Below are 24285 nucleotides of genomic sequence, written 5' to 3'. Positions count from 1 at the left end.
CGAAGCGCATCGCCTTTACCGCGGTGAGGGTGGTGCCCTGATGGATTAATGAACCCAAGTTCAGTGATGGGACTCATGCAAAACCACCAAATTCCCCAAGCCACGTCGCCATTGAGCTCGTGGCTTTACTATCTGGAACGTCTGCACAGCCAGGCGATCGAACTCGGCCTCGAGCGCGTACAGCGCGTCGCGGCGCATCTGGACTTACTGACCCCCGCTCCCACGGTGTTCACCGTTGCCGGCACTAACGGCAAAGGCACGACCTGTCGCACCCTTGAAGCTATTCTGCGGGCCGCCGGCCTGCGCGTCGGCGTTTACAGCTCACCGCATCTGGTGCGCTACACCGAACGCGTGCGCATTCAGGGGGAAGAGCTGAGCGAAGCGGAGCACAGCCGCTCGTTTGCCGCCATTGAAGCCGGCCGCGGCGAAACGTCGCTGACCTATTTCGAATTCGGCACCCTGTCGGCGCTGCAGCTGTTCAAACAGGCGCGGCTGGACGTGGTGATCCTGGAAGTCGGCCTGGGCGGGCGTCTCGACGCCACCAACATCGTCGATCCGAGCGTGGCAGTGATCACCAGCATCGCGCTCGATCACACCGACTGGCTGGGCAACGATCGCGAAAGCATCGGCCGAGAAAAGGCCGGCATTTTCCGCAGCGGCAAGCCGGCGGTAGTGGGTGAACCCGACATGCCGGACAGCATTCGCCAGGTCGCCGAAACGCTGGGCGCGCCGCTGTATCGCCGTGGTGAAGCCTGGAGCTTCAGCGAGCAGGGCGATCGCTGGCAGTGGCAGGGCGGCGACACGCTGCTGACCGATCTGCCGACGCCGAACGTGCCGCTGGCCAACGCCGCTACCGCGCTGGCGGCGCTGAACTGTTCCCCGCTGGAAATCGACGAGCGCGCGATCTTCACCGGGCTGCAGCAGGCGACGCTACCGGGGCGTTTCCAGATCGTGCGGCGGGAGCCGATGCTGATCCTCGATGTGGCGCACAACCCGCACGCCGCCGGCTATCTCGCCGGGCGTCTGGCCAAGCTGCCGCGTGACGGCGGCAAGGTGCGCGCGGTGGTGGGCATGCTGTCGGACAAGGACATCGCCGGTACGCTGGCCTGCCTGAGCGAGCAGGTGGATGAATGGTACTGCGCACCGCTCGACGGCCCGCGCGGCGCCAGCGTCGAACTGCTGGCGCAACATCTGGCGGAACCGCGACGCTTTAATGATGTCGAAACTGCCTGGCGGCAGGCTATGCAGGATGCTGATAAACAGGATATTGTGATCGTCTGTGGATCGTTCCACACCGTTGCGCAGGTGATGGCGGCGTCAGACGAGATGCGGGGAGTGTGAGTGGCGAGTAAATTTCAGAACCGACTGGTCGGAACCGTGATTCTGGTGGCGCTGGGGGTGATTATCCTGCCAGGGTTGCTGGACGGCAAAAAGAAGCATTACGAGGATGAATTCGCGGCCATTCCTTTGGTGCCGAAGGCGGGCGACGTCGAAGAGAACGACGTGTTGCCGCCGGTGACGCAGCCGTTGCCGGCGCAGCCGCCGGAAGGGGCGGGGGCGCTGGTCGAGCAGCAGGCGGCTAACGAAGCGGCGGCGCAACAGGCGGTGCGGCAGAATGCTCAGCAACCGACGCAGGTGGCGCAGCCGCCGGTCGAGACGCGTCCTCAGCCGGTGCAGCAGCAGCCTAAGCCGAAACCGGTGGAAACCAAACCGGTAGAGGTGAAACCGAAACCGGCGCCGCAGCCGAAGCCGGTGGAAGTGAAACCGACGCCTAAGCCGGAGCCGAAACCTGAACCGACGCCGAAGCCTGAGCCGGCACCGCAGCCGAAACCGGCGGAAGAAAAAGCGCCGGCCGGGCAAGCCTATGTCGTGCAGCTCGGGGCGTTGAAGAATGCCGCCAAGGCGAACGAGATTGTCGCTTCGCTGCGTCTTTCGGGCTATCGCGCCTTCACTGTGCCGTCAACGCCGGTGCAAGGGCAGATCACCCGCATCTACGTCGGCCCGGATGCTTCCAAGCAGAAGCTGCAGGCGGCATTGCCGTCGCTGAACTCGATCAGCGGGCTGAGCGGGCAGGTGAAGCCGTACGGTCGTTAAACCCCGCAGGGGCGCAGCAGGATGCGCCCCTGAATTAAGGAGTGGTGGAGAGATCGCTAGAGAAACCGCGCCTTTTACAGGCGAAATCACCTATGTAGGCGCGGCGATTGGGAATTTTTTAATCGCCGCTTTTTATTTGTAACGTGGTAGGAAATCCCCTACGCAAACGTTTTCTTTTTCTGTTAGAATTCGCCGCGAATTGGATGCAGGGGCGATTCATCATTGGAATAGTTCATGGTCTGGATTGATTACGTCATTATAGCGGTGATTGGATTTTCGGCTCTGGTGAGCCTGATCCGAGGGTTTGTTCGCGAAGCATTGTCACTTGTGACATGGGGATGTGCGTTTTTTGTTGCCAGCCATTTCTACTCTTACCTTGCGGTCTATTTCACTCGTTTTGAAGATGAACTGGTGCGAAACGGCATCGCGATCGCGATTTTGTTCATCGCGACCCTGATCGTAGGGGCTATTGTTAACTATGTGATTAGCTCACTGGTAGAGAAAACCGGGCTGTCGGGCACCGACAGGGTGCTGGGCATCTGCTTCGGCGCATTGCGCGGCGTGTTGATCGTTGCGGCGATCCTGTTCTTCCTGGATACCTTTACCGGCTTTTCACAAAGTGCCGACTGGAAACAGTCGCAGCTGATTCCCCAGTTCAGTTACGTCATCAGGTGGTTCTTTGACTACCTGCAGAGCACGTCGAGTTTCTTGCCGACCCAATTGCCGGGGCGGTAGCGCTGATGAGGAAAAGACAACATGTGCGGTATTGTCGGTATCGCCGGTTTTATGCCGGTAAACCAGTCGATTTATGATGCGCTGACGGTGCTTCAGCACCGTGGCCAGGATGCCGCAGGCATCGTCACCATTGACGCCCACAACGGGTTCCGTTTGCGTAAAGCCAACGGCCTGGTGAAGGATGTATTTGAGGCGCGCCATATGCAACGCTTGCAGGGCAACATGGGCATTGGCCATGTGCGTTACCCGACGGCCGGCAGCTCGAGCGCCTCTGAGGCCCAGCCTTTCTACGTCAACTCGCCGTTCGGCATTACGCTGGCCCACAACGGCAACCTGACCAATGCCCATGAGCTGCGCCAAAAGCTGTTCGAAAGCGGCCGCCGCCATGTCAACACCACCTCCGACTCGGAAATCCTGCTGAACGTGCTGGCCAGCGAGCTGGATCGCTTCCCGCATTATCCGCTGGAGGCCGACAACATCTTTACCGCGGTTGCCGCCATGCATCAGCAACTGCGTGGCGCTTACGCCTGCGTGGCGATGATTATCGGCCACGGCCTGCTGGCGTTCCGCGACCCGTACGGCATTCGTCCGCTGGTGATCGGCAAACGCACGCTGGAAGATGGCCGCAGCGAGTATATGGTGGCTTCCGAGAGCGTGGCGCTGGATACCCTGGGCTTTGAATTCCTGCGCGACGTGGCGCCGGGCGAAGCGGTGTACATCACCACCAAAGGCCAGCTGTTCACCCGCCAGTGCGCAGAGAATCCGAAAACCAATCCGTGCCTGTTCGAATACGTCTATTTCGCGCGCCCGGACTCCTTTATGGACAAGATCTCGGTCTACAGCGCCCGCGTACGCATGGGCCAGAAGCTGGGCGAGAAGATTGCCCGCGAATGGGAAGATCTGGACATCGACGTGGTGATCCCGATTCCGGAAACCTCCTGCGACATCGCGTTGGAGATCGCGCGCATTCTCGACAAACCCTACCGCCAGGGCTTTGTGAAGAACCGCTACGTCGGCCGCACCTTCATCATGCCGGGCCAGCAGGCGCGTCGTCAGTCGGTGCGCCGCAAGCTGAACGCCAACCGCGCCGAGTTCCGCGACAAGAACGTGCTGCTGGTGGATGATTCCATCGTGCGCGGCACGACCTCAGAGCAGATCGTCGAGATGGCGCGCGAAGCGGGCGCCAAGCGCGTGTACCTGGCTTCCGCCGCGCCGGAAGTGCGTTTCCCTAACGTCTACGGCATCGACATGCCGAGCGCAAACGAACTGATCGCCCACGGGCGCGAAGTGGATGAAATCCGCCAAATCATCGGCGCCGATGGGCTGATCTTCCAGGACCTCGACGATCTGATCGAAGCGGTGCGTGAAGAAAACCCGGACATCACCCAGTTCGAATGCTCGGTATTCAACGGCATCTACGTGACCAAAGACGTCGATCAAAGCTATCTGGAATACCTGGAGTCGCTGCGCAACGACGACGCCAAGGCGCTGCGGGGACAAACCGAAGCGGAAAATCTGGAACTGCATAACGAAGGCTAACCGCCTGCGTTGATCCATCAGGGGGCATCGCCGCGTCTGCGGCGGTGCGCCTTGCTCCTGTGAACTTGCTTATCCCTCGCCATTGCGGCAAAGTCTGCCTGATCTTATTTTTTACTTTTTTACGGCAGAGGCCATTCTTCATGAAACGACTCATCATCGGCATTTCCGGCGCCAGCGGCGCGATCTACGGCGTGCGCCTGTTGCAGGTCTTGCGCGACGTCGCAGAGGTGGAAACCCATCTGGTGATGAGCAACGCTGCAAGGCAGACGCTGGCGCTGGAAACGCCGTACAGTCTGCGTGAAGTGCAGGCGCTGGCCGATGTGGTTCACGATGCGCGCGATATCGCCGCCGCCATCTCTTCCGGTTCCTTCAAAACCCTGGGCATGGCGATTTTGCCTTGTTCAGTCAAAACGCTGTCCGGCATCGTCAACAGCTACAGCGACGGACTGCTGACCCGCGCCGCCGACGTGGTGCTGAAAGAACGCCGCCGCCTGGTATTGTGCGTGCGTGAAACGCCGTTGCACCTTGGGCACCTGCGGCTGATGACGCAGGCGGTGGAAATGGGCGCGGTGATCATGCCCCCGGTGCCGGCGTTTTATCACCAGCCGAAAAGCGTGGAAGACATCATCGATCAGACCGTCAATCGGGTGATCGATCAGTTTGATATTGAATTGCCGGCCGATCTGTTCACCCGTTGGCAGGGTGCTGATTAACATTTTCATCCCCAAATTGGTACATTTGTGCAACACCGCACTGAATTAGGGCGGCGCATGCACCATAATGATCCCACTTCATCACGTTCACTGTTTCATGGCGCCGTCCTGTCGCGGCTGCCAGTGGCGCGGCCCCGAGCGGCCGATTTAATTTTGCGGTTATCGTCCCAGGAAACAGTATTGTGAAGGCCGGAGCCGTTCCCTCCGCCCGTAGCACCTAATGTGGCACGATTACTGCAAATTGATTTGGTGGGGAAAAGTAATGCCCGTAGTGGCATCAAAAAAATCAATTTGAGGGTAATTTATGAAAAAGCTGGTTAAGGTTCTTCCTTTAGTCTTGGCTTTGGCGGCCGCAAACAGCGCATTCGCCGCTATCCCATCGACATTGAAGATTGGCACCGATCCGACTTATGCGCCGTTTGAATCCAAAAACGCCAAAGGCGAGCTGGTCGGCTTCGATATCGATTTGGCCAAAGAGCTGTGCAAACGCATAAATACCCAATGCACCTTCGTGGAGAGCGACTTTGACGCGCTGATCCCATCCCTCAAGGCGAAAAAGATCGACGCTATCATCTCTTCGCTGTCCATCACCGAAAAACGCCAGCAGGAAATCGCCTTTACCGACAAGCTGTATGCCGCCAACGCCCGCCTGATCGCGCCGAAGGGGTCTAAGCTGTTGCCTACCGTGGATGCGTTGAAAGGCAAGAGCGTGGGCGTGCTGCAGGGCACGACCCAGGAAGCCTACGCCAACGCCATGTGGCAGCCGAAGGGCGTCACCGTGGTGCCTTATCAGAACCAGGATCTGGTCTACGCCGATCTGGCCTCCGGGCGTATCGACGCCGCCTTCCAGGATGAAGTGGCGGGCAGCGATGGCTTCCTGAAACAGCCGCCGGGCAAAGACTATGCGTTCGCCGGCGAATCGGTGAAGGATGACAAATTCTTTGGCGTCGGTACCGGCATGGGGCTGCGCAAAACCGATACCGAGCTGAAAGCGGCGCTGGACAAAGCCTTCGCCGAGATGCGCAAAGACGGCACCTACGATAAATACGCGAAAAAGTACTTCGACTTCGACGTCTACGGCGGCTAATCCGCTAACCGTTCCATGCTGTGACTGCGGGGCCGGTGCGCCGGCTCCGATGGTTCGGATCCTAGACGACAGGGTGAAGTAGATGCTGCAAGGCTATTCCCAACTGATTTTCGAGGGGGCTCTGGTGACGCTGGAGTTGGCCCTCAGTTCCGTATTGTTGGCGGTGGTGATCGGGTTGATCGGCGCCGGCGGCAAACTCTCCCACAACCCCCTTATTTCCGGCCTGTTCGGCGCTTACACCACGCTGATCCGCGGCGTGCCCGATCTGGTGCTGATGCTGCTGATTTTTTATGGCCTGCAAATCGCTTTGAACAACATCACCACGCTGCTCGGTTTCTCGCAGATCGATATCGACCCGCTCGGCGCCGGCATCATTACCCTCGGCTTTATTTACGGCGCGTACTTTACCGAAACCTTCCGCGGCGCCTACTTGGCGGTGCCGAAAGGGCAGATTGAGGCGGCGACGGCCTACGGCTTCAGCGGCGCGCAGATCTTTCGGCGCATTTTGTTCCCGGCGATGATGCGCTTCGCCTTGCCGGGCATCGGCAACAACTGGCAGGTGATCCTGAAGGCGACGGCGCTGGTGTCTATCCTTGGCCTGAACGACGTGGTGAAAGCCACGCAGTTGGCGGGGAAAGGCACCTATCAGCCGTTCTTCTTCGCCATCGTAGCCGGCGTGGTTTACCTGATTTTCACTACCGTTTCCAACGGCGTGCTGTTGTGGCTTGAACGGCGTTACTCACTGGGCGTCAAGAGGGCCGAGCTATGATCGAGATTTTGCAACAGTATTGGCAGTCGCTGCTGTGGAGCGACGGCTACCGTTTCACCGGCGTGGCGGTCACGCTGTGGCTGCTGATCGCCTCCGTGGTGATGGGCGGGCTGCTGGCGATCCCGATGGCGGTGGCGCGCGTCTCTTCCCTGCGCTGGGTGCGTTTCCCGGTGTGGCTCTACACCTACGTGTTTCGCGGCACGCCGCTGTACGTGCAGTTGCTGGTGTTCTACTCCGGCATGTACAGCCTGGAAATCGTGCGCGGCAGCGAGTTTCTCAACGCGTTTTTCCGCAGCGGGCTCAACTGCACCATCCTGGCGCTGACGCTCAACACCTGCGCGTATACCACCGAGATCTTCGCCGGGGCGATCCGCTCGGTGCCGCACGGTGAAATCGAGGCCGCCAACGCCTACGGTTTCTCGCGCTTCAAGATGTATCGCTGCATCATTTTGCCTTCGGCGCTGCGCACCGCGCTGCCGGCCTACAGCAACGAAGTGATCCTGATGCTGCACTCCACCGCGCTGGCGTTTACCGCCACCGTGCCGGATCTGCTGAAGATTGCGCGCGACATCAATGCCGCGACCTATCAGCCGTTTTACGCTTTCGGCATTGCGGCGGTGTTGTACCTGATCATCTCCTACGTGTTAATCAGCCTGTTCCGCAAAGCTGAAAAACGCTGGATGGCACACGTTAGTCACTGATAAATGACGGGAAGAAAAACCATGTCTGAGAATAAATTAGCCGTCACGGAACTGCACAAACGCTATGGCGATCACGAGGTGCTGAAGGGCGTCTCGCTGGCGGCCAACGCCGGGGATGTGATCAGCATCATCGGCTCCTCCGGCTCCGGCAAAAGCACCTTTCTGCGCTGCATCAACTTCCTCGAGAAGCCGAGCGAAGGCTCGATCAGCCTGAACAACGAAGATATTCGCATGGTGCGCGACAAGGACGGCCAGCTGAAGGTATTCGACAAGAAGCAGCTGCAGCTGCTGCGTACCCGCCTGACCATGGTGTTCCAGCATTTTAACCTGTGGAGCCATATGACGGTGCTGGAGAACGTGATGGAGGCGCCGGTGCAGGTGCTGGGGCTGAGCAAGGCCGACGCGCACGAGCGCGCGGTGCGCTACCTGGATAAAGTGGGCATCGACGAGCGGGCGCGCGGCAAGTACCCGGTGCACCTGTCGGGCGGCCAGCAGCAGCGCGTCTCCATTGCCCGCGCATTGGCGATGGAGCCGGAAGTGCTGCTGTTTGACGAACCGACGTCGGCGCTGGATCCCGAGTTGGTGGGCGAGGTGCTGCGCATCATGCAGAAGCTGGCGGAGGAGGGAAAAACCATGGTGGTGGTGACGCACGAAATGGAATTTGCGCGCCACGTTTCGAACCACGTGATCTTCCTGCACAAAGGGTTGATCGAAGAGCAGGGCCCGCCGGCCGAGCTGTTCGGCAATCCCAAAAGCCCGCGCCTGCAGCAGTTCCTGTCCGGCGCGTTGAAGTAACCTCAGATCAGCGGGCTTCGGCCCGCTGATTGACAACGTCATCCAATGCCTGTTCCAGCTCCAGATAACGGAAGTGGAAACCGGCCTCTTCCAGGCGCTTCGGCACCGCCCGCTGGCCGCCGAGCACCAGCACCGCCGCTTCCCCCATCAACAGCCGCATGACGAACGCCGGCACCCGCAGAAACGCCGGGCGATCGAGCACGTTGGCCAATTGGGCGGCGAATTGCTCGTTGTGCACCGGGTAGGGAGCGACCATGTTGAACGGGCCGCTCAGGGTGGCGTGATCCAGCAGATAAATAATGCCGTTGACCATGTCTTCGAGGTGGATCCACGGCAGGTATTGGCGACCGTCGCCGATCGGGCCGCCGAGCCCGAAGCGGAACGGCTGCAGCATTTTGGCCAGCGCGCCGCCCTGTGGCGCCAGCACCACGCCGGTGCGCAGCAGGCAGACGCGGGTGGCGTCGCTTTGCGCCTGCAGCGCCAGCGCTTCCCAGCGTTGACACAGCTGGTGGGTGAATTCGTCGTGCGGCGGCTCCTCTTCGGTCACCACCGCCTGCCCCTGATCGCCGTAGTAGCCGACGGCGGAACTGGAAATCAGCACGCCGGGGGGCGTGCTGCCGGCCTTGATCAGCTTCGCCAAGCGTTCGGTCAGATCCCAGCGGCTGCGGCACAGCCGCTCTTTCTGCTGCACGCTCCAGCGCTTGTCGGCGATAGGTTCGCCGGCCAGGTTGATCACCGCGTCAAATTCATCCAGCGATTGCCGGTCGTCCAGCGTTCGCCAATAGCTCGGCCGGTCGCCCAGCCGGGCTCGGGCTCGCCGTTCGTCTCGGGTCAGCACCGTAATGTGGTGAGAAAGCGCCAGCAGTCTTGCCGTCAGGCTGCTGCCTATCAATCCCGTTGCGCCGGTGATCAGGATCCGCATGGTCGACCTCCCTGAATTAGTCCCGGCGGTAGCTCATGGTCATGGAAACCGAGTCGGCGTAGCGCAGGGCCAGAAGTTTATCTATCTCCACTTCAGCATAGGTCACCCAGACGTGTTCTTTTACGATATCGAGCACATCCTGCGTTAATTTTTCCAGCAACGCGAAACGGTTATCTTCCACATGGCGGATGATCGCTTTGGTGATGGTGCGGTAGTTGAGCGCATCGGCGATATCTTCGCTGTTGCGCGCCTTGTCCGCCGGGTAGTGGATCACCACGTTGATCAGGACGTCCTGTCGGTTGTTGATTTCCTCTTCCTTGATACCGATGAACGTGCGCAGCCGCAGATTTTTAATGCGAATAACGGCGTCGGGTTGACTGAAAGACATCAGAGATTCTCCATAGGTCTGATTATTAGCGTTCAGAATACACGGAAAGTAGGGAAATGATAACGCAGGGACGATGTGACTCCCCGGCCGACGGGGAGTCGGGGGGGCACTTAGGCTTGTTCGGCCAGTTTGTAGGCGCGCTCGGTCGCCGGGCGATTGCTGATGCGCTCGAACCAGTTGCGCACCGCCGGGTAATCCGCCAGATCGATGCGCTGGCGCGGATGCGACACGACCCACGGGTAGGTGGCGATATCGGCGATGCTGTAGTTATCGCCGCCCAGGTACGGGTGTTTTTGCAGTTCAGCTTCCAGCACGCCGTACAGCCGCTTGGTCTCCAGATGGTAACGCTCGATGGCGTAAGGCACCGGCTGCGGCGCGTAGTGGTTAAAGTGGTGATTCTGCCCGAGCATCGGCCCGAATCCGGCCACCTGCCAGAACAGCCACTGCAGGGTAGCGGCGCGTTCGCGCAGGCCTTTGCTCAGCAGCTTGCCGGTCTTCTCCGCCAGATACAGCAGGATTTCCCCGGATTCGAACAGGCTGATCGGCGCGCCGCCGTCCACCGGTTGCTGATCGACGATCGCCGGGATTTTGTTGTTGGGAGAAATGCTCAGAAAGTCCGGCTTGAACTGTTCGCCGGCGCTGATGTTTACGCGATGGATACGGTAGGGTAAGCCGACCTCTTCCAAAAACAAGGTGATCTTGTGACCATTGGGAGTAGGCGCGTAATACAGGTCAATCATGTTGCCTCCTGCGGTAAGGTGATCTGTAATTCATTACACGTTGCTGCGGTCTTCGCCGCGCACAAAGGTATATCAGAGATCCAACAATAGCAGCTAAGGATAGCAGGCTATGTGGGATTCGTCCGATGCTATCTGCGCAGTTGGATCACAATTCTCCACCGGGGCGGGCGGCGGTTTGCCGCACGGCGCCGGCGCGGTAAAATGGCGCTTATTTCCCTCTATAGGACAAGGTTATGAAGCTGATGTTCGCCTCGGATATCCACGGTTCGCTGCCGGCGACCGAACGCGTGCTGGAATTGTTCGCACAACACGGCGCCGACTGGTTGATTCTTCTGGGTGATTTGCTGAATCACGGCCCGCGCAACGCGCTGCCCGCCGGGTATCAGCCCGCTCAGGTTGCCGAACGATTGAATCGCTATAGCGACAAGATCATCGCCGTTCGCGGCAATTGCGACAGCGAGGTCGATCAGATGCTGCTGACGTTTCCCATCGAGGCGCCCTGGCAACAGGTTTTACTGCAAAAAAGACGATTGTTTTTGACCCACGGTCACCTTTATCATCCCTCGGCACTGCCGCCGTTATACTGCGGTGACGTCTTGGCCTATGGCCATACGCATCTGCCGCAGGCGGAGCGGCAGGGTGAGATCTATTGCTTCAATCCGGGCTCGGTCAGCATCCCGAAAGGGGGCTTTCCCGCCAGCTACGGCATGTTGGAAAGCGGCACTTTGCGCGTGCTGACGCTCGACGACGGCAAGGTCGTCGCGGAGGTGGCGTTAACACGCTAAACGCACTAATTTATACACACACAATAAAAATCTTTGAAAAACACTCATTGATTAACCAGCGCGCGGGATTGCATCGCGCCAAAATAGAAGGTTTTAGAGGATGGCGGAACAGGGTCAGGCTGCAGATACCGAGTGGGTTGATATCGTCGACGAGCAAAACGAGGTGATTGCTCAATCCAGTCGTCAACAGATGCGGGCGGAGCGGCTGCGTCATCGTGCTACCTATATTGTGGTGCATGATGGGATGGGAAAAATTCTGGTGCAGCGTCGCACCGAGATCAAGGACTTCTACCCGGGCTGGCTGGACGCGACGGCGGGCGGCGTAGTGCAAAGCGGTGAAAACGTGCTGGATTCGGCGCGCCGCGAGGCGGAAGAGGAGCTGGGCATCGCCGGCGTGCCTTTCGCCGAGCACGGTCTGTTCTACTTCGAGGAAGAGCAGTGCCGGGTGTGGGGGGCGCTGTTCAGCTGCGTATCGCACGGGCCGTTCGCGCTGCAGGAAGAAGAAGTGGCCGAGGTGTGCTGGCTGACGCCGGAAGAGATCACCGCCCGTTGCGACGAGTTTACCCCGGATTCGCTGAAGGCGCTGTCGCTGTGGCTGACGCGCAACAATGAACAGGATTACGGCAAGCCGCTCGACAATCACTGAGCCGCCTGCGCATGGAAAAGCCGGTCATCGACCGGCTTTTTTTTATGGGCGGATTCAGCAGCTGTCGCGGCGGCACAGCGTGGCGGGCAGGGAGCCTGGCGGCTGCCAGGGATGCTCGTTCAGCCGCGCCAGCAGCGCCTGGCCGGCCTGAATGCCGATGTCGCGATGCGGAATGGTCATGGTGGTCAGCGGCGGCTGGCACACCCGGCTGAACTCGCTGTTGCCGAAGCCCACCACCGCCAGATTATCCGGCACCTTGATGCGCCGCCGCTGGCATTCATACAGTACGCCGCCCGCCAGTTCGTCCGACGCGCACACCAGCGCGTCCAGCTCCGGCCAGGCCAGCAAGAATTCCGGCAGCTGCTGCGCGCCGGTGCTGAAGCTGGCGGGCTGCGCGGCGTTGATGACCCGATGCGGCGACATATGGTTGCGCAGTAGCGCCTTGTGCCAGCCCTGCAGGTGCTGCTGGAAAATCCACTGCTCCTGATTGGCGCACAGCAGCCCGACATTCTGGTAACCGCTGGCGATCACTGTTTGCGTCAGCTGATACATGGCCGCCACGTAATCGATGCCGATGCTCATGTCGATCGGATCGGCGCGTACGGCGCCGATCTCCACCACAGGAATGTTGGCGGCGATCAACGCGTTGCGGGCATTTTGCGAATGCTCGACGCTGAGCAGCACCGCCGCCGCCAGGTTGTAAGAGAGCAGCGTCTCCAGCAGTTTCTCCTCGCGTTCCAGGTGGTGCTGCGACTCCGCCAGCATGATGTGATAGCCGGCGGGCTGCAGCACTTTCTGCAGGCCGGCGAACATTTCGGCGCAGCCGGATTCGGACAGGCTGGGCACCACCATGGCGATGGTGTAGGACGAGGCCGAGGCCAGCGAGCTGGCGGCCAGGTTGGGCAGATAGCCCAGCTCGTTTACCGCCGCGTCTATCTTCTCGCGCAGTTTGTCCGAAACCTGTTCCGGCGTGCGCAGCGCGCGCGACACCGTCATGGTGCCGACGCCCGCCAGCTGCGCTACGTCAGCCAACGTCACCCTGCCTGTGCTGCGGCGTTTTTTACCGATCGACATGCCTAATCCCGACTGAAATGCGCGCGCGGCGCATAAAGATTGTGATGGTGGGAAGCCGACGGCGCGGCTTCGACGATCCCAGTATGCGGCACATTCTACCCCGTAACCCGGAAGAGCGAGAAAAAATTGTGGTTAACGCCGCGCCGCGGCATGGCGTTTTGATAGCGCTATCACAGATCTGCATGATAGCGCTTTGGTAGCGCTATCTTTGTGATGCCAATCACTGTGCAGCCGAGAGGGGTTGATTAAAGTTTTACCGTCGTCGGTGAATTAATCACCGGCCGAAACCATCAACGCTTGGGAGGGTAACGTGCTGAAAGAATGGCTGACCGCCGATCATATACAGCTGTGCGAACGGGTGGAGGACTGGCGCCAGGCGGTAACGCTGAGCGCGCAACCGCTGCTGCAACGCGGCGTGATTACGCCGAATTACCTGACGGCCATCTTTCATCAGCAGGAGCAGCTTGGCCCCTACTTCGTCCTGGCGCCGGGCATCGCGATGCCGCACGCGCGGCCGGAGCAGGGCGCCAACGCGCTGGGGCTGTCGCTGTTGAAGATCCACCAGGGCGTGAATTTTCATTCTGCGGATAACGATCCGGTTCAGGTGGTGGTGATGCTTTCCGCACCCGACGGCAACAGTCACATTGAAATGATTTCGCAGTTGGCGGAATTATTTTCCGATAACACCGCGATGGAGGCGTTATTTCACGCCACAGATAAACGGCAAATTGAGGATATTATCGCCCGCTATTAACGTTTAATCACCAGGAACATTATTAATGCCCATAACGTCGGGAATATTCCCGGCGGCGCTACCCTACACGCTAAATTCAACAGGTGGATATCATGAAAATCATGGCGATTTGCGGTTCAGGTCTCGGCAGCAGCTTTATGGTGGAAATGAACATTAAAAAGGTGCTGAAAAAGATGGGGGTGGAGGCCGAGGTCGAACACTCCGATCTGTCGTCCGCCACTCCCGGCGCCGCCGACGTGTTCGTGATGGCGAAAGACATCGCCGACAGCGCCAGCGTACCGGCCGAGCAGTTGGTGGTGATCAGCAACATCATCGACATTAATGAGCTGGAAGCCAAGCTGCGCGCTTACTTCGAAGCCCACTCAATCATCTGAATAAAACGATTGGCGAGGTGGATATGTTTATCCAGGAAACGCTTAAGTTTGTGGTGGATATATTAAAGGTGCCTTCGGTACTGGTCGGGCTTATTGCGCTGATCGGTTTGCTGGCGCAAAAGAAATCGTTTTCCGACGTGGTGAAAGGCACGGTAAAAACCATTCTCGGCTTTATCGTTTTGGGCGGCGGCGCCACGGTATTGGTCGGATCGCTCAATCCGCTGGGCGGCATGTTCGAACACGCGTTTAATATTCAGGGCATCATTCCGAATAACGAAGCCATCGTCTCCATCGCGCTGGAGAAATACGGCGCTTCCACCGCGCTGATCATGGCGTTCGGCATGGTGGCGAATATCGTGGTGGCGCGTTTTACCCGATTGAAATACATCTTCCTCACCGGCCACCACACCTTCTACATGGCCTGCATGATCGGCATCATCCTGACGGTGGCGGGCTTCGAGGGCGTACAGTTGGTGTTCACCGGCGCGCTGACCCTGGGGTTGGTGATGGCGTTCTTCCCGGCGATCGCCCAGCGCTATATGCGCCGCATCACCGGCAACGACGATATCGCCTTCGGCCACTTCGGCACCCTGGGCTATGTGCTGTCCGGTTGGATCGGCTCGAAAGTGGGGAAAAACTCGCGCTCGACCGAAGAGATGAACCTGCCGAAAAACCTCAGTTTTCTGCGCGACAGCTCCATTTCGATCTCGATGACCATGATTGTCATCTACCTGATCCTGGCGATCTGCGCCGGGCGGGCCTATGTGGAAAGCGAGCTCAGCGGCGGCCAGAACTACCTGGTGTATTCGATTATCCAGGCTATCACCTTCGCCGCCGGGGTATTCATTATCCTGCAGGGCGTGCGCTTGATTCTGGCAGAGATCGTGCCGGCGTTCACCGGCTTCTCGGAAAAACTGGTGCCTAACGCGCGGCCGGCGCTGGATTGCCCGGTGGTTTACCCCTATGCCCCCAACGCGGTGCTGATCGGCTTCCTGTTCAGCTTCCTCGGCGGGTTGGCCGGGCTGTTCCTGCTGGGGCAACTGAAGATGGTGTTGATCCTGCCCGGCGTAGTGCCGCATTTCTTCACCGGCGCTACCGCCGGGGTGTTCGGCAACGCCACCGGCGGGCGGCGCGGTGCGATGCTGGGCGCTTTCGCCAATGGTCTGCTGATCACCTTCCTGCCGGTGCTGCTGTTGCCGGTACTGGGGGCGCTGGGCTTTGCCAACACCACCTTCTCCGACGCCGACTTCGGCGCGATCGGCATCCTGCTGGGCAACATGGCGCGCTTTATGTCGAAGGAGATGATCATGCTGGCGATTGTCGCCGTGTTTGCGCTGCTGGTGGCGCATAACTTCCTGGGAAAACGCAAAGGCGCGCCGGCCGCTGACCGCGTCGAGAAATAACGAGGGCAGAGTGATGAACGACACAACGAGCGAAATGGAAATTGAAGAGCTGCGCGCCCTGGCGCGCGCCATCCGCCTGGAAACATTGAAGGCGTTGACCGGGCTGGGGTTTGGCCACTACGGCGGCTGTATGTCGGTGGTCGAGACGCTGGCGGTATTGTACGGCGGCGTGATGCGCATCGATCCGGCGGATCCGGACTGGCCGGAGCGCGATGACTTCGTGCTGTCGAAGGGGCACGCCGGCCCGGCGCTGTACAGCACGCTGGCGATCAAGGGCTACTTCCCGCTGGCGGAGTTGCAAACCCTCAATCAGAACGGCACGCGCCTGCCGAGCCATCCGGACCGGCTGCGCACGCGCGGCGTGGACGCCACTACCGGCTCGCTGGGGCAGGGTGTGTCGATCGCCGCCGGCATGGCGCTGTCCCATCGGCTGGCGGGGCGCCGCAATCGGGTGTTCAGCATCCTCGGCGACGGTGAACTGAACGAAGGGCAGTGCTGGGAGGCGTTCCAGTTTATCGCCCACCACAATCTGAACAACCTGACGCTGTTTATCGATTACAACAAACAGCAGCTGGACGGCGCGCTGGACGAGGTGATCCAACCGTTCGATCTGGCCGCCAAGTTCCGCGCTTTCGGCTTTGAGGTGCAGACCATCAAGGGCGACGACATTGCGGCGCTGCTGGCGGCGGTGAGGCCGGCGCGCGGCGGAGAACAGCGGCCGCTGGCGATCGTGCTCGACAGCATCAAGGGACAGGGGGTGACCTATTTGGAAAACCTGTCGAACTCACACCACCTGCGCCTGACGCCGGACGTGCAGCTGGAAATCGAAAAAGCCATCGCCGAACTGGAGGCCGCCCATGTTTAACGTAGTGACGCAGTTGGAGAACGACGCCGTCGAAATGCGCAAAGTCTATGCCGGCGCGGTCCGGCGGCAGATTGAAGCGGGCGCGCCGATCATCGCGCTGGAGGCGGATTTGATGAGCTCGATGGCGATGGACGGCGTGCACAAGGATCACCCGCAGCACGTGATCAACTGCGGCATCATGGAGGCCAACGTGATCGGCGTCGCCGCCGGGCTGTCGCTTACCGGCCGGGTGCCGTTCGTGCATACCTTCACCGCCTTCGCCAGCCGCCGCTGTTTCGATCAGCTGTTCATGTCGCTGGATTACCAGCGCAACAACGTCAAAGTGATCGCTTCCGACGCCGGGGTAAGCGCCTGCCACAACGGCGGCACCCACATGTCGTTCGAGGACATGGGCATTGTGCGCGGGCTGGCGCATTCGGTGGTGCTGGAAGTGACCGACGCCACCATGTTCGCCGACGTTCTGCGCCAACTGATGGATCTGCGCGGCTTCTACTGGGTGCGCACCATTCGCAAGCAGGCGACGCGCATCTACCAGGAAGGCTCGCGCTTTACCATCGGCAAGGGCAACCTGCTGCGCGATGGCGACGACGTCACGCTGATCGCCAACGGCATCATGGTGGCGGAGGCGCTGAAGGCGGCGGAGATGCTGGCGCGGCAGGGCGTCAGCGCGGCGGTGATCGATATGTTCACCCTCAAGCCTATTGACCGTGAACTGATCAAAACCTACGCGGCCAAGACCGGACGCATCGTCACCTGTGAAAACCACAGCATTCATAACGGGCTGGGGTCGGCGGTGGCGGAGGTATTGGCGGAGGAATGCCCGACGCCGATGCGGCGCGTGGGGGTGAAGGAGCGTTACGGCCAGGTGGGCACCCAGGCGTTTTTACAGCAGGAGTACGGCCTGACCGCCGAGCACATTCTGGAGGCTGCCGGGCAGCTGCTGCAAAAATAGTTCTCGAGTCAATAACAACTGCTGTAACGAATGAGGTCTGGTGCTCTGGACAAAGCACATAGCTTCCTGCCCAGTATCTGAGTCATGACTCACGCGTTATCAACTGAGAAGCCCCTTAGGGGGCTTTTTGTTTTTAATGGATAATAGATGGCCAATGCTTAGGTAAAAAGAGATAATAAAAATAGTATAATAAATACAATTAGTTATATTCATGGAGTAAATAATGATAACAGCAAGAGGCTCGTTCAGAAGGCTGACGCTAGGCGAGATCACGCTATCCCGTTCTACGCTCATCATGATGATGTTGCTCAGTGGCTGTATGCTTGAAAAGCAACGTTTTTACACTGCGGATATTACGCTGAGGGGAAATGATCTCTGTTTCTCTTTACCGCAAACCGACCCAACACAGAGTGGCAGGGTCAGTCTGGTCAGTATCGCTATTGAACACCGGTTGGGTAGCCAAACGCATGAACTCTGGCGTAGGACCATTCTACCGCCGAAGCCCGTTGAGACGATTACGCCCGGCCAATGTATCCCATACTCGTTCAAGGCATTTGAGAGCAATGTGCCATATACCGTGGCAATCAGTACCGTAGATCCTCAGGATGCAGATTCCAAACGTTTCTGGCAGCGCAGTTTCTCGCTGAAAATCAGTGACGGCCAGATTTCGCAGGTTATTGCCAGCGCGAAGTAATAAAGCCAGAGAAGGGATGAATGAGATGACTGGGGCAGCAATGTGTGTGAAGCGGGGTGATTGGTATAACGCTTGAGAAGGAATTGATTATGCAACTCGGCATGGTTACTAAATGGGCTCATCGGCTATTGACGACGGTTTTGTTGGTTATTGTCGTTGGCTTTGCGGGGTATTGGTATGCCACCCGCGATACTTATGACGATAAGCTCTACAGCAAAAAGCAGTTGACCGACGAGATTTGGCTCTATGTCACCGAGTACCAGAATGCGGGGGCCACCGACACGGGTGTGTATCGTTACTATTTGAACGGAAGCCTGGATGGCGACCCTATCAACGTGCTGAGTCAAAGCGCGCCAATTTTGACGGCGGATCGGGCTGATGCAACTATCCGCGGCGAGGGCAACCGCGTCACCATCAATTTTTCCGGGAAGGTGTATTCCTTTACGAATTCGGCATTTTTCTATGCCACGAACAGCCAAACCCCCATCATGCCTACCATTGATTTTTCTGCACGGGGCGTCAGCGCCTGGCGATGATGGTGGGTGCTGCGGATTTGGCGGGTATTGTCTAAAACAGCATCATCACCAAGAATATCAGGCATAAAAAAGCCAGTCAGGATTACCTGACTGGCTTTTTTTAACGGTTTATTACGCCTTGGCGGCGGCAGCGTCAGCCTGGGAAGACTGGATCGCCGTCAGCGCGACGGTGTAGACGATATCGTCAACCAGTGCGCCGCGCGACAGGTCGTTCACCGGCTTGCGCATGCCTTGCAGCATCGGGCCGATGGAAACCAGGTCAGCGGAGCGCTGTACCGCTTTGTAGGTGGTGTTGCCGGTGTTCAGATCCGGGAAGATGAACACGGTCGCCTGGCCGGCCACCGGCGAGTTCGGCGCCTTGGACTTGGCGACGTCGGCCATGATGGCGGCGTCGTACTGCAGCGGGCCGTCGATGATCAGATCCGGGCGTTTTTCCTGCGCCAGACGGGTCGCTTCGCGCACTTTCTCTACGTCGCTGCCCGCACCGGAGTTGCCGGTGGAGTAGGAGATCATCGCCACGCGCGGCTCGATGCCGAAGGCCGCGGCGGAATCCGCAGACTGGATGGCGATTTCAGACAGCTGCTCGGCGGTCGGATCCGGGTTGATCGCGCAGTCGCCGTAGACCAGTACCTGGTCAGGCAGCAGCATGAAGAACACGGAGGACACCAGCGAGCTGCCCGGTGCGGTTTTGATCAGCTGCAACGGCGGACGGATGGTGTTGGCGGTGGTGTGAACCGCGCCGGAGACCAGGCCGTCGACTTCGCCTTGTTCCAGCATCAGGGTGCCGAGCACCACGTTGTCTTCCAGCTGCTCGCGCGCGACCACTTCGGTCATCCCCTTGCTCTTGCGCAGCTCAACCAGACGTGGCACGTAGTTTTCACGCACGGCGACCGGATCGACGATTTCGATGCCTTTGCCCAGCTCAACGCCTTGCGCTGCCGCGACGCGCTGGATCTCGTCCGGGTTGCCGAGCAGCACGCATTCCGCGATGCCGCGTTCGGCGCAGATGGCCGCCGCTTTCACGGTGCGCGGCTCGTCGCCTTCCGGCAGCACGATGCGCTTGCCGGCTTTACGCGCCAGCTCGGTCAGTTCGTAACGGAACGCCGGTGGAGACAGGCGGCGTGAACGCTCAGAGGTAGCGGTCAGCGAGTCGATCCACTCGGTGCTGATGTGGCTGGCCACGTAGTTCTGCACTTTCTCGATGCGCTGGTGGTCGTCCGCCGGCACTTCGAGGTTGAAGCTCTGCAGGCTCAGCGAGGTTTGCCAGGTGTTGGTGTCAACCATGAACACCGGCAGGCCGGTCTGGAAGGCGCGTTCGCACAGCTTCTTGATCGGCTCGTCGATGGCGTAGCCGCCGGTCAGCAGGATGGCGCCGATTTCCACGCCGTTCATCGCCGCCAGGCAGGCGGAGACCAGTACGTCAGGACGGTCTGCGGAGGTCACCAGCAGGGAGCCTGGGCGGAAGTGTTCCAGCATGTGCGGAATGCTGCGCGCACAGAAGGTCACGGACTTCACGCGGCGGGTCATGATGTCGCCTTCGTTGACCACGCGGGCCTTCAGGTGGCGAGCCATGTCGATGGCGCGGGTGGCGATCAGATCGAAGCTCCACGGCACGCAGCCCAGAACCGGCAGCGGGCTGTTGGCGAACAGCTGCGCAGGATCGACGTGGGCGATGCTGGCCTTGGTGGAGTCGTCGAAGATTTCGGACAGGTCAGGACGGGTGCGGCCCTGATCGTCGACCGGTGCGTTCAGCTTGTTGATGATCACGCCGGTGATGTTTTTGTTCTTGCTGCCGCCGAAGCTGGTGCGCGCCAGTTCGATGCGCTCTTTCAGCTGCGCCGGGGAGTCGTTGCCCAGCGCCAGCACGAAGACGATTTCGGCATTCAGGGTTTTGGCGATCTCGTAGTTCAGCGCGTTGGCGAACTGATGTTTGCGGGTCGGCACCAGGCCTTCGATCAGCACCACTTCCGCGTCTTTGGTGTTCTCGTGGTAGCGCGCCACAATCTCTTCCATCAGCACGTCTTGCTGGTTGGAGCTCAGCAGGCCCTCAACGTAGTCCATGCGCAGCGGTTCGGCCGCCGGGATGGTGGAGTTGCTGCGGATGATAGTGGTGGTCTGGTCGAGTGCGTTGTCGCCGGTGCGCGGTTGAGCGATAGGTTTGAACACGCTCAGACGAACGCCTTTTTGCTCCATGGAGCGGATGACACCCAGGCTGACGCTGGTCAGGCCGACGCTGGTGCCGGTGGGGATCAACATAATAGTACGTGACACAGAATAGTCCTCTTCACGATTAACATGAGGCTAAAACAACACCGTCAGCCTGGGCTGACGGTGTTTTGAGAGCATTACGCGGTCAGGCGGGATGCGTCCTGCGCGATGACCAACTCTTCGTTGGTCGGGATCACCAGCGCCAGGCGGCTGCCGTCTTTGGTGATGGCGCCGGATTTGCCGAAGCGAGCGGCCATGTTGCGGTCGTGGTCGATTTCGAAGCCCAGCAGGCCCAGTTTGTTCAGGGTCAGCTCACGCACCATGCCGGCGTTCTCGCCGATGCCGCCGGTGAAGATCACCGCGTCCAGACGGCCTTCCATCAGCGCGCTGTAGGCGCCGACGTATTTGGCCAGACGGTGGCAGAACACGTCCATGGCGCGTTTGGCGTCGGCTTTGCTGTCGTAGTTGTCTTCAACGTAACGGCAGTCGCTGGTGACTTCGGTCAGGCCCAGCAGGCCGGATTCTTTGGTCAGCATCTTGTTGATCTGATCAACGCTCATGCCCAGAGAATCGTGCAGGTGGAAGATGATAGCCGGATCGATGTCACCGCTGCGGGTGCCCATTACCAGGCCTTCCAGCGGGGTCAGACCCATGGAGGTGTCAACGCACTGGCCGTTGCGCACTGCGGTGACGGAGCCGCCGTTGCCCAGGTGGCAAGTGATCACGTTCACTTCTTCTACCGGCTTGTTCAGCATCTTCGCGGCTTCTTGAGTCACGTAGAAGTGGCTGGTGCCGTGTGCGCCGTAGCGGCGAACGCCGTGGTCGCGGTACAGGCTGTACGGCAGGGCGTACAGGTAAGATTCTTCCGGCATGGTCTGGTGGAACGCGGTGTCGAACACGGCAACGTTCTTGTCAGCCAAGTGAGGGAAGGATTTCAGCGCTTCCGCGATGCCGATCAGGTGAGCCGGGTTGTGCAGTGGTGCAAACGGCACGGAATCTTTGATACCCTGCAGAACTTCGTCGTTGATCACGGCGGAAGCGGTGAACTTCTCGCCGCCGTGCACGATGCGGTGGCCGATAGCGGTCAGCTGCGCAGAAAGCTCTGGTTTTTGTGCCAGAATAGTATTAACAATGAAGTTCAGCGCTTCGCTGTGTGCAGCGCCGGCCCCCAGGGCAGCTTCGTGTTTGGCGCCGTCCATTTTCCACTTGATGCGAGCTTCAGGCAGGTGGAAACACTCGGCCAAACCGGAGAGGAATTCGTCGCCGTTAACGGCATCGATGATGGCGAATTTCAGAGAAGAACTGCCGCAGTTAAGAACCAGTACTAGCTTACTCGACATGGAAGTACCTACTTAAATAGTCGTGTTGTTAAAAGAAAATCGAACACACGTGGTGAATTAATCGTCAATCAGACAACAAGCGTAGCGCATAGTGCCGATGACATTTATGATTAACATCATGTGAAGTGCACAAATCACAGGATGATGGAAAAACCGATGATTTCTCTGCGGTTTAAATAATCTTGATTTTTATAGGGCTAAAAGTTGACAAAATTTACGTCATCTTCTACCGGCCACAAGGCCGGCTTAGGATACCGATAGCCCGGTGCAAACACAAAATAAATTTAAAGCTTCAAATTTTTTAGTATGGGCTCTGGCAGCACGCTTTTAGTTTCTTTACGTGACGTTGAGGTACGCAATGACGAGCAAACCGTCCGGTTCCGTAAGCTGGTTTCAGGTCTTCCAGCGCGGGCAGCATTATATGAAAACCTGGCCGTCAGACAAACGTCTGGCACCGGTCTTTCCGGAGAACCGCGTTGCGCGTGCCACCCGTTTCGCTATCCGTTTCATGCCGCCGTTGGCGATTTTCACGCTGACCTGGCAGATCGCGCTGGGCGGCCAGCTCGGCCCGGCGATCGCCACCGCGCTGTTCGCCTGCAGCCTGCCGATGCAGGGCTTGTGGTGGCTGGGGCGTCGCTCTGTTACGCCGCTGCCGCCGACGCTGCTGCAATGGTTCCATGAGGTGCGCAACAAGCTGACGGAAGCCGGGCAGGCGGTGGCGCCGCTCGAGGGCACGCCCACCTATCAGACGTTGGCCGATCTGCTTAAGCGCGCCTTCAAGCAGTTGGATAAAACCTTCCTCGACGATCTGTAAATGAAAAAGGCCGCGCTGATGCGGCCTTTCTCGTCAAAGCGCCAATAACCCCGGTTTAAATCAAAGAACGGTCGAGTTGTGATTTCCTGCGTTCTTGCGCTGTGCGATGCTCCCGCCATCATACAGAAATGAGGAAATCCTGATGGAAATGACCCATGCCCAGCGCCTGATCCTGTCGAATCAGTACAAGATGATGACGCTACTCGATCCGGACAACAGCGATCGTTATCGCCGGTTGCAAACCATCGTCGAACGCGGCTTCGGCTTGCAAATGCGCGAGCTGGATCGTGACTTTGGTGAACTGAGCGAAGAGGTATGCCGCACCATCATCAACGTGATGGAGATGCACCATGCGCTGCAGGTTTCCTGGGGCAATCTGAAAGAGAAACAGGGGCTGGACGAGCGCCGCCTGGCGTTTCTCGGCTTCGACGCCGCCACCGAGGCGCGCTACCTGAGCTATGTGCGTTTCCTGGTCAACACCGAGGGGCGCTATACTCACTTCGATTCCGGCAGCCACGGTTTCAACGCCCAGACCAAAATGTGGGAAAAATACCAGCGTATGCTGGCGATCTGGCTGGCCTGCCCGCGCCAGTATCACTTGAGCGCCGTTGAGATAGCGCAAATCATCAATGCTTGATTAAAAAGAGGTTTTCTGTGGAGTGTAAGGGTTTTCTGTTCGATCTTGATGGCACCCTGGTGGATTCGCTGCCGGCGGTAGAGCGCGCCTGGACGCACTGGGCCGAGCGTCGCGGCGTCGATCCGCAAGCGGTGCTGGACTTCATTCACGGTAAACAGGCCATTACTTCTCTGCGCCACTTTATGCCGGGTGAAAGCGAAGCGGAAATTCAGCGCGAGTTCCAACTGCTGGAGCAGGTGGAAGCGCAGGATACCGAAGGCGTTCGCGCGCTGCCGGGCGCCATCGCGTTGTTGGAGCGCCTGAACGCGCTCGGCATCCCTTGGGCGATCGTCACCTCCGGTTCGGTGCCGGTGGCCGGCGCTCGCCGCCAGGCCGGCGGTTTGCCGCAGCCGGCGGTGTTCATCACCGCCGAGCAGGTTAAACACGGCAAGCCTCAGCCCGATGCCTACCTGCTGGGTGCCGAACGTCTGGGGCTGGCGCCGCACGAGTGCGTGGTGGTTGAAGACGCGCCGGCCGGCATTCTTTCGGGGCTGGCGGCGGGCTGCCAGGTGATTGCGGTCAACGCCCCGGCCGACGCGCCGAAGCTGGAGCAGGTTGACCTGCGGCTGGATTCGCTGGCGCAGATCGCCGTTGATAAAACGGCGCAGGGCGCGATCGTTCGCCTACTGGCCTGAGTGGCATTATCTTCACCCTAATTGATTAGACCCCGCCTTTGCGGGG

The 24285-nt window shown here is 59.3% G+C and carries 27 protein-coding genes; 21 read left to right on the top strand and 6 right to left on the bottom strand.

Translation table 11 applies throughout. The features are described from left to right. The first annotated feature begins 75 nt into the window (after positions 1-75). The 9 genes from folC to hisP all read left to right on the top strand — a co-directional run bounded on the left by folC (position 76) and on the right by hisP (position 8433). Complete coding sequence (gene folC, locus CPH57_RS13550; RefSeq protein WP_096242454.1) at positions 76-1341, top strand: bifunctional tetrahydrofolate synthase/dihydrofolate synthase; 1266 nt, start codon at positions 76-78, stop codon at positions 1339-1341. Beyond that, positions 1342-2094, top strand: a complete 753-nt coding sequence (dedD, locus tag CPH57_RS13545) for a cell division protein DedD (protein ID WP_096242453.1) — start codon at positions 1342-1344, stop codon at positions 2092-2094. It begins immediately after the preceding gene. Positions 2095-2328: 234 nt separating this feature from the next. Next, entirely contained in the window at positions 2329-2829 is a 501-nt protein-coding gene (cvpA, locus tag CPH57_RS13540; RefSeq protein WP_004936119.1) for a colicin V production protein, read from the top strand. 21 nt (positions 2830-2850) lie between these two features. Continuing rightward, positions 2851-4368, top strand: coding sequence for an amidophosphoribosyltransferase (purF, locus tag CPH57_RS13535; protein WP_033632500.1), 1518 nt, complete (start codon positions 2851-2853; stop codon positions 4366-4368). Between the two features lie 140 nt (positions 4369-4508). Beyond that, positions 4509-5081: a UbiX family flavin prenyltransferase gene (locus CPH57_RS13530; RefSeq protein WP_033643877.1), complete on the top strand. Its 573-nt coding sequence runs from the start codon at positions 4509-4511 to the stop codon at positions 5079-5081. Positions 5082-5385: 304 nt separating this feature from the next. Beyond that, a complete protein-coding gene (hisJ, locus tag CPH57_RS13525) occupies positions 5386-6168 on the top strand; it encodes a histidine ABC transporter substrate-binding protein HisJ (RefSeq protein WP_033643876.1) in 783 nt (260 codons plus the stop codon). Positions 6169-6250: 82 nt separating this feature from the next. Further along, a complete protein-coding gene (locus CPH57_RS13520) occupies positions 6251-6937 on the top strand; it encodes a histidine ABC transporter permease HisQ (protein ID WP_033635345.1) in 687 nt (228 codons plus the stop codon). Further along, a complete protein-coding gene (locus CPH57_RS13515) occupies positions 6934-7638 on the top strand; it encodes an ABC transporter permease (protein ID WP_033643875.1) in 705 nt (234 codons plus the stop codon). The genes CPH57_RS13520 and CPH57_RS13515 overlap by 4 nt, the downstream gene beginning before the upstream one ends. Before the next feature lie 21 nt (positions 7639-7659). Beyond that, a complete protein-coding gene (gene hisP, locus CPH57_RS13510; RefSeq protein WP_004936098.1) occupies positions 7660-8433 on the top strand; it encodes a histidine ABC transporter ATP-binding protein HisP in 774 nt (257 codons plus the stop codon). 7 nt (positions 8434-8440) lie between these two features. Here the strand turns inward: hisP and CPH57_RS13505 are convergent, their stop codons facing one another. From CPH57_RS13505 to yfcG, 3 genes are all read right to left on the bottom strand, one after another. Further along, positions 8441-9355 carry a TIGR01777 family oxidoreductase gene (locus CPH57_RS13505; protein WP_096242452.1) on the bottom strand — a complete coding sequence of 305 codons (915 nt, stop codon included), beginning with the start codon at positions 9353-9355 and terminating at the stop codon, positions 8441-8443. A 16-nt stretch (positions 9356-9371) separates the two neighbouring features. Continuing rightward, positions 9372-9743: a dihydroneopterin triphosphate 2'-epimerase gene (gene folX / locus CPH57_RS13500; RefSeq protein WP_096242451.1), complete on the bottom strand. Its 372-nt coding sequence runs from the start codon at positions 9741-9743 to the stop codon at positions 9372-9374. A gap of 110 nt (positions 9744-9853) precedes the next feature. Beyond that, on the bottom strand, positions 9854-10483 hold the full coding sequence (yfcG, locus tag CPH57_RS13495) for a GSH-dependent disulfide bond oxidoreductase (protein ID WP_016926886.1): 630 nt from the start codon (positions 10481-10483) through the stop codon (positions 9854-9856). A 233-nt stretch (positions 10484-10716) separates the two neighbouring features. Between yfcG and yfcE the strand changes: the two genes are divergently transcribed. Next, positions 10717-11268: a phosphodiesterase gene (gene yfcE, locus CPH57_RS13490; RefSeq protein WP_096242450.1), complete on the top strand. Its 552-nt coding sequence runs from the start codon at positions 10717-10719 to the stop codon at positions 11266-11268. A 100-nt stretch (positions 11269-11368) separates the two neighbouring features. Further along, positions 11369-11914: an NUDIX hydrolase YfcD gene (yfcD, locus tag CPH57_RS13485; protein WP_004936086.1), complete on the top strand. Its 546-nt coding sequence runs from the start codon at positions 11369-11371 to the stop codon at positions 11912-11914. Positions 11915-11968: 54 nt separating this feature from the next. Here the strand turns inward: yfcD and CPH57_RS13480 are convergent, their stop codons facing one another. Then, entirely contained in the window at positions 11969-12988 is a 1020-nt protein-coding gene (locus CPH57_RS13480; protein WP_042785105.1) for a LacI family DNA-binding transcriptional regulator, read from the bottom strand. 310 nt (positions 12989-13298) lie between these two features. On the opposite strand from CPH57_RS13480, the gene CPH57_RS13475 reads away from it, so the two are divergent. From CPH57_RS13475 to CPH57_RS13445, 7 genes are all read left to right on the top strand, one after another. After that, complete coding sequence (locus CPH57_RS13475) at positions 13299-13742, top strand: PTS sugar transporter subunit IIA (RefSeq protein WP_033643869.1); 444 nt, start codon at positions 13299-13301, stop codon at positions 13740-13742. A 92-nt stretch (positions 13743-13834) separates the two neighbouring features. Next, the gene (locus CPH57_RS13470) at positions 13835-14116 is read left to right on the top strand and encodes a PTS sugar transporter subunit IIB (RefSeq protein ID WP_025303676.1); all 282 of its coding nucleotides are present in this window, start codon (positions 13835-13837) and stop codon (positions 14114-14116) included. 23 nt (positions 14117-14139) lie between these two features. After that, the gene (locus CPH57_RS13465) at positions 14140-15519 is read left to right on the top strand and encodes a PTS ascorbate transporter subunit IIC (protein WP_004936074.1); all 1380 of its coding nucleotides are present in this window, start codon (positions 14140-14142) and stop codon (positions 15517-15519) included. A gap of 13 nt (positions 15520-15532) precedes the next feature. Further along, positions 15533-16384 (top strand): transketolase, encoded by an 852-nt coding sequence (locus CPH57_RS13460; protein WP_172428009.1) that lies wholly within the window; start codon positions 15533-15535, stop codon positions 16382-16384. Then, a complete protein-coding gene (locus tag CPH57_RS13455) occupies positions 16377-17336 on the top strand; it encodes a transketolase family protein (RefSeq protein WP_089195013.1) in 960 nt (319 codons plus the stop codon). The genes CPH57_RS13460 and CPH57_RS13455 overlap by 8 nt, the downstream gene beginning before the upstream one ends. 223 nt (positions 17337-17559) lie before the next feature. Continuing rightward, positions 17560-18030 carry a putative T6SS immunity periplasmic lipoprotein gene (locus CPH57_RS13450; RefSeq protein WP_229597901.1) on the top strand — a complete coding sequence of 157 codons (471 nt, stop codon included), beginning with the start codon at positions 17560-17562 and terminating at the stop codon, positions 18028-18030. 89 nt (positions 18031-18119) lie between these two features. Continuing rightward, a complete protein-coding gene (locus tag CPH57_RS13445) occupies positions 18120-18566 on the top strand; it encodes a hypothetical protein (protein WP_185742217.1) in 447 nt (148 codons plus the stop codon). 111 nt (positions 18567-18677) lie between these two features. Here CPH57_RS13445 and pta read toward each other — a convergent pair whose 3' ends face one another. Both pta and ackA read right to left on the bottom strand, forming a co-directional pair. Beyond that, positions 18678-20837, bottom strand: coding sequence for a phosphate acetyltransferase (gene pta / locus CPH57_RS13440; RefSeq protein WP_004936066.1), 2160 nt, complete (start codon positions 20835-20837; stop codon positions 18678-18680). A 74-nt stretch (positions 20838-20911) separates the two neighbouring features. Then, positions 20912-22114: an acetate kinase gene (gene ackA, locus CPH57_RS13435; protein WP_004936063.1), complete on the bottom strand. Its 1203-nt coding sequence runs from the start codon at positions 22112-22114 to the stop codon at positions 20912-20914. A gap of 358 nt (positions 22115-22472) precedes the next feature. Between ackA and yfbV the strand changes: the two genes are divergently transcribed. The 3 genes from yfbV (at position 22473) to CPH57_RS13420 (ending at position 24239) form a co-directional block, all read left to right on the top strand. After that, complete coding sequence (gene yfbV, locus CPH57_RS13430) at positions 22473-22928, top strand: terminus macrodomain insulation protein YfbV (RefSeq protein WP_004936061.1); 456 nt, start codon at positions 22473-22475, stop codon at positions 22926-22928. Between the two features lie 142 nt (positions 22929-23070). After that, the gene (locus CPH57_RS13425; RefSeq protein ID WP_033643864.1) at positions 23071-23565 is read left to right on the top strand and encodes a YfbU family protein; all 495 of its coding nucleotides are present in this window, start codon (positions 23071-23073) and stop codon (positions 23563-23565) included. A gap of 17 nt (positions 23566-23582) precedes the next feature. After that, positions 23583-24239, top strand: a complete 657-nt coding sequence (locus tag CPH57_RS13420; RefSeq protein WP_033643863.1) for a sugar phosphatase — start codon at positions 23583-23585, stop codon at positions 24237-24239. Positions 24240-24285 lie beyond the last annotated feature (46 nt).

This window comes from Serratia sp. JKS000199 (genome assembly GCF_900215455.1).
GTDB classification, from domain to species: domain Bacteria; phylum Pseudomonadota; class Gammaproteobacteria; order Enterobacterales; family Enterobacteriaceae; genus Serratia; species Serratia ureilytica.
The sequence above is the reverse complement of the archived record's forward strand: the minus strand, read 5'-3'. Positions and strand labels throughout refer to the sequence as shown.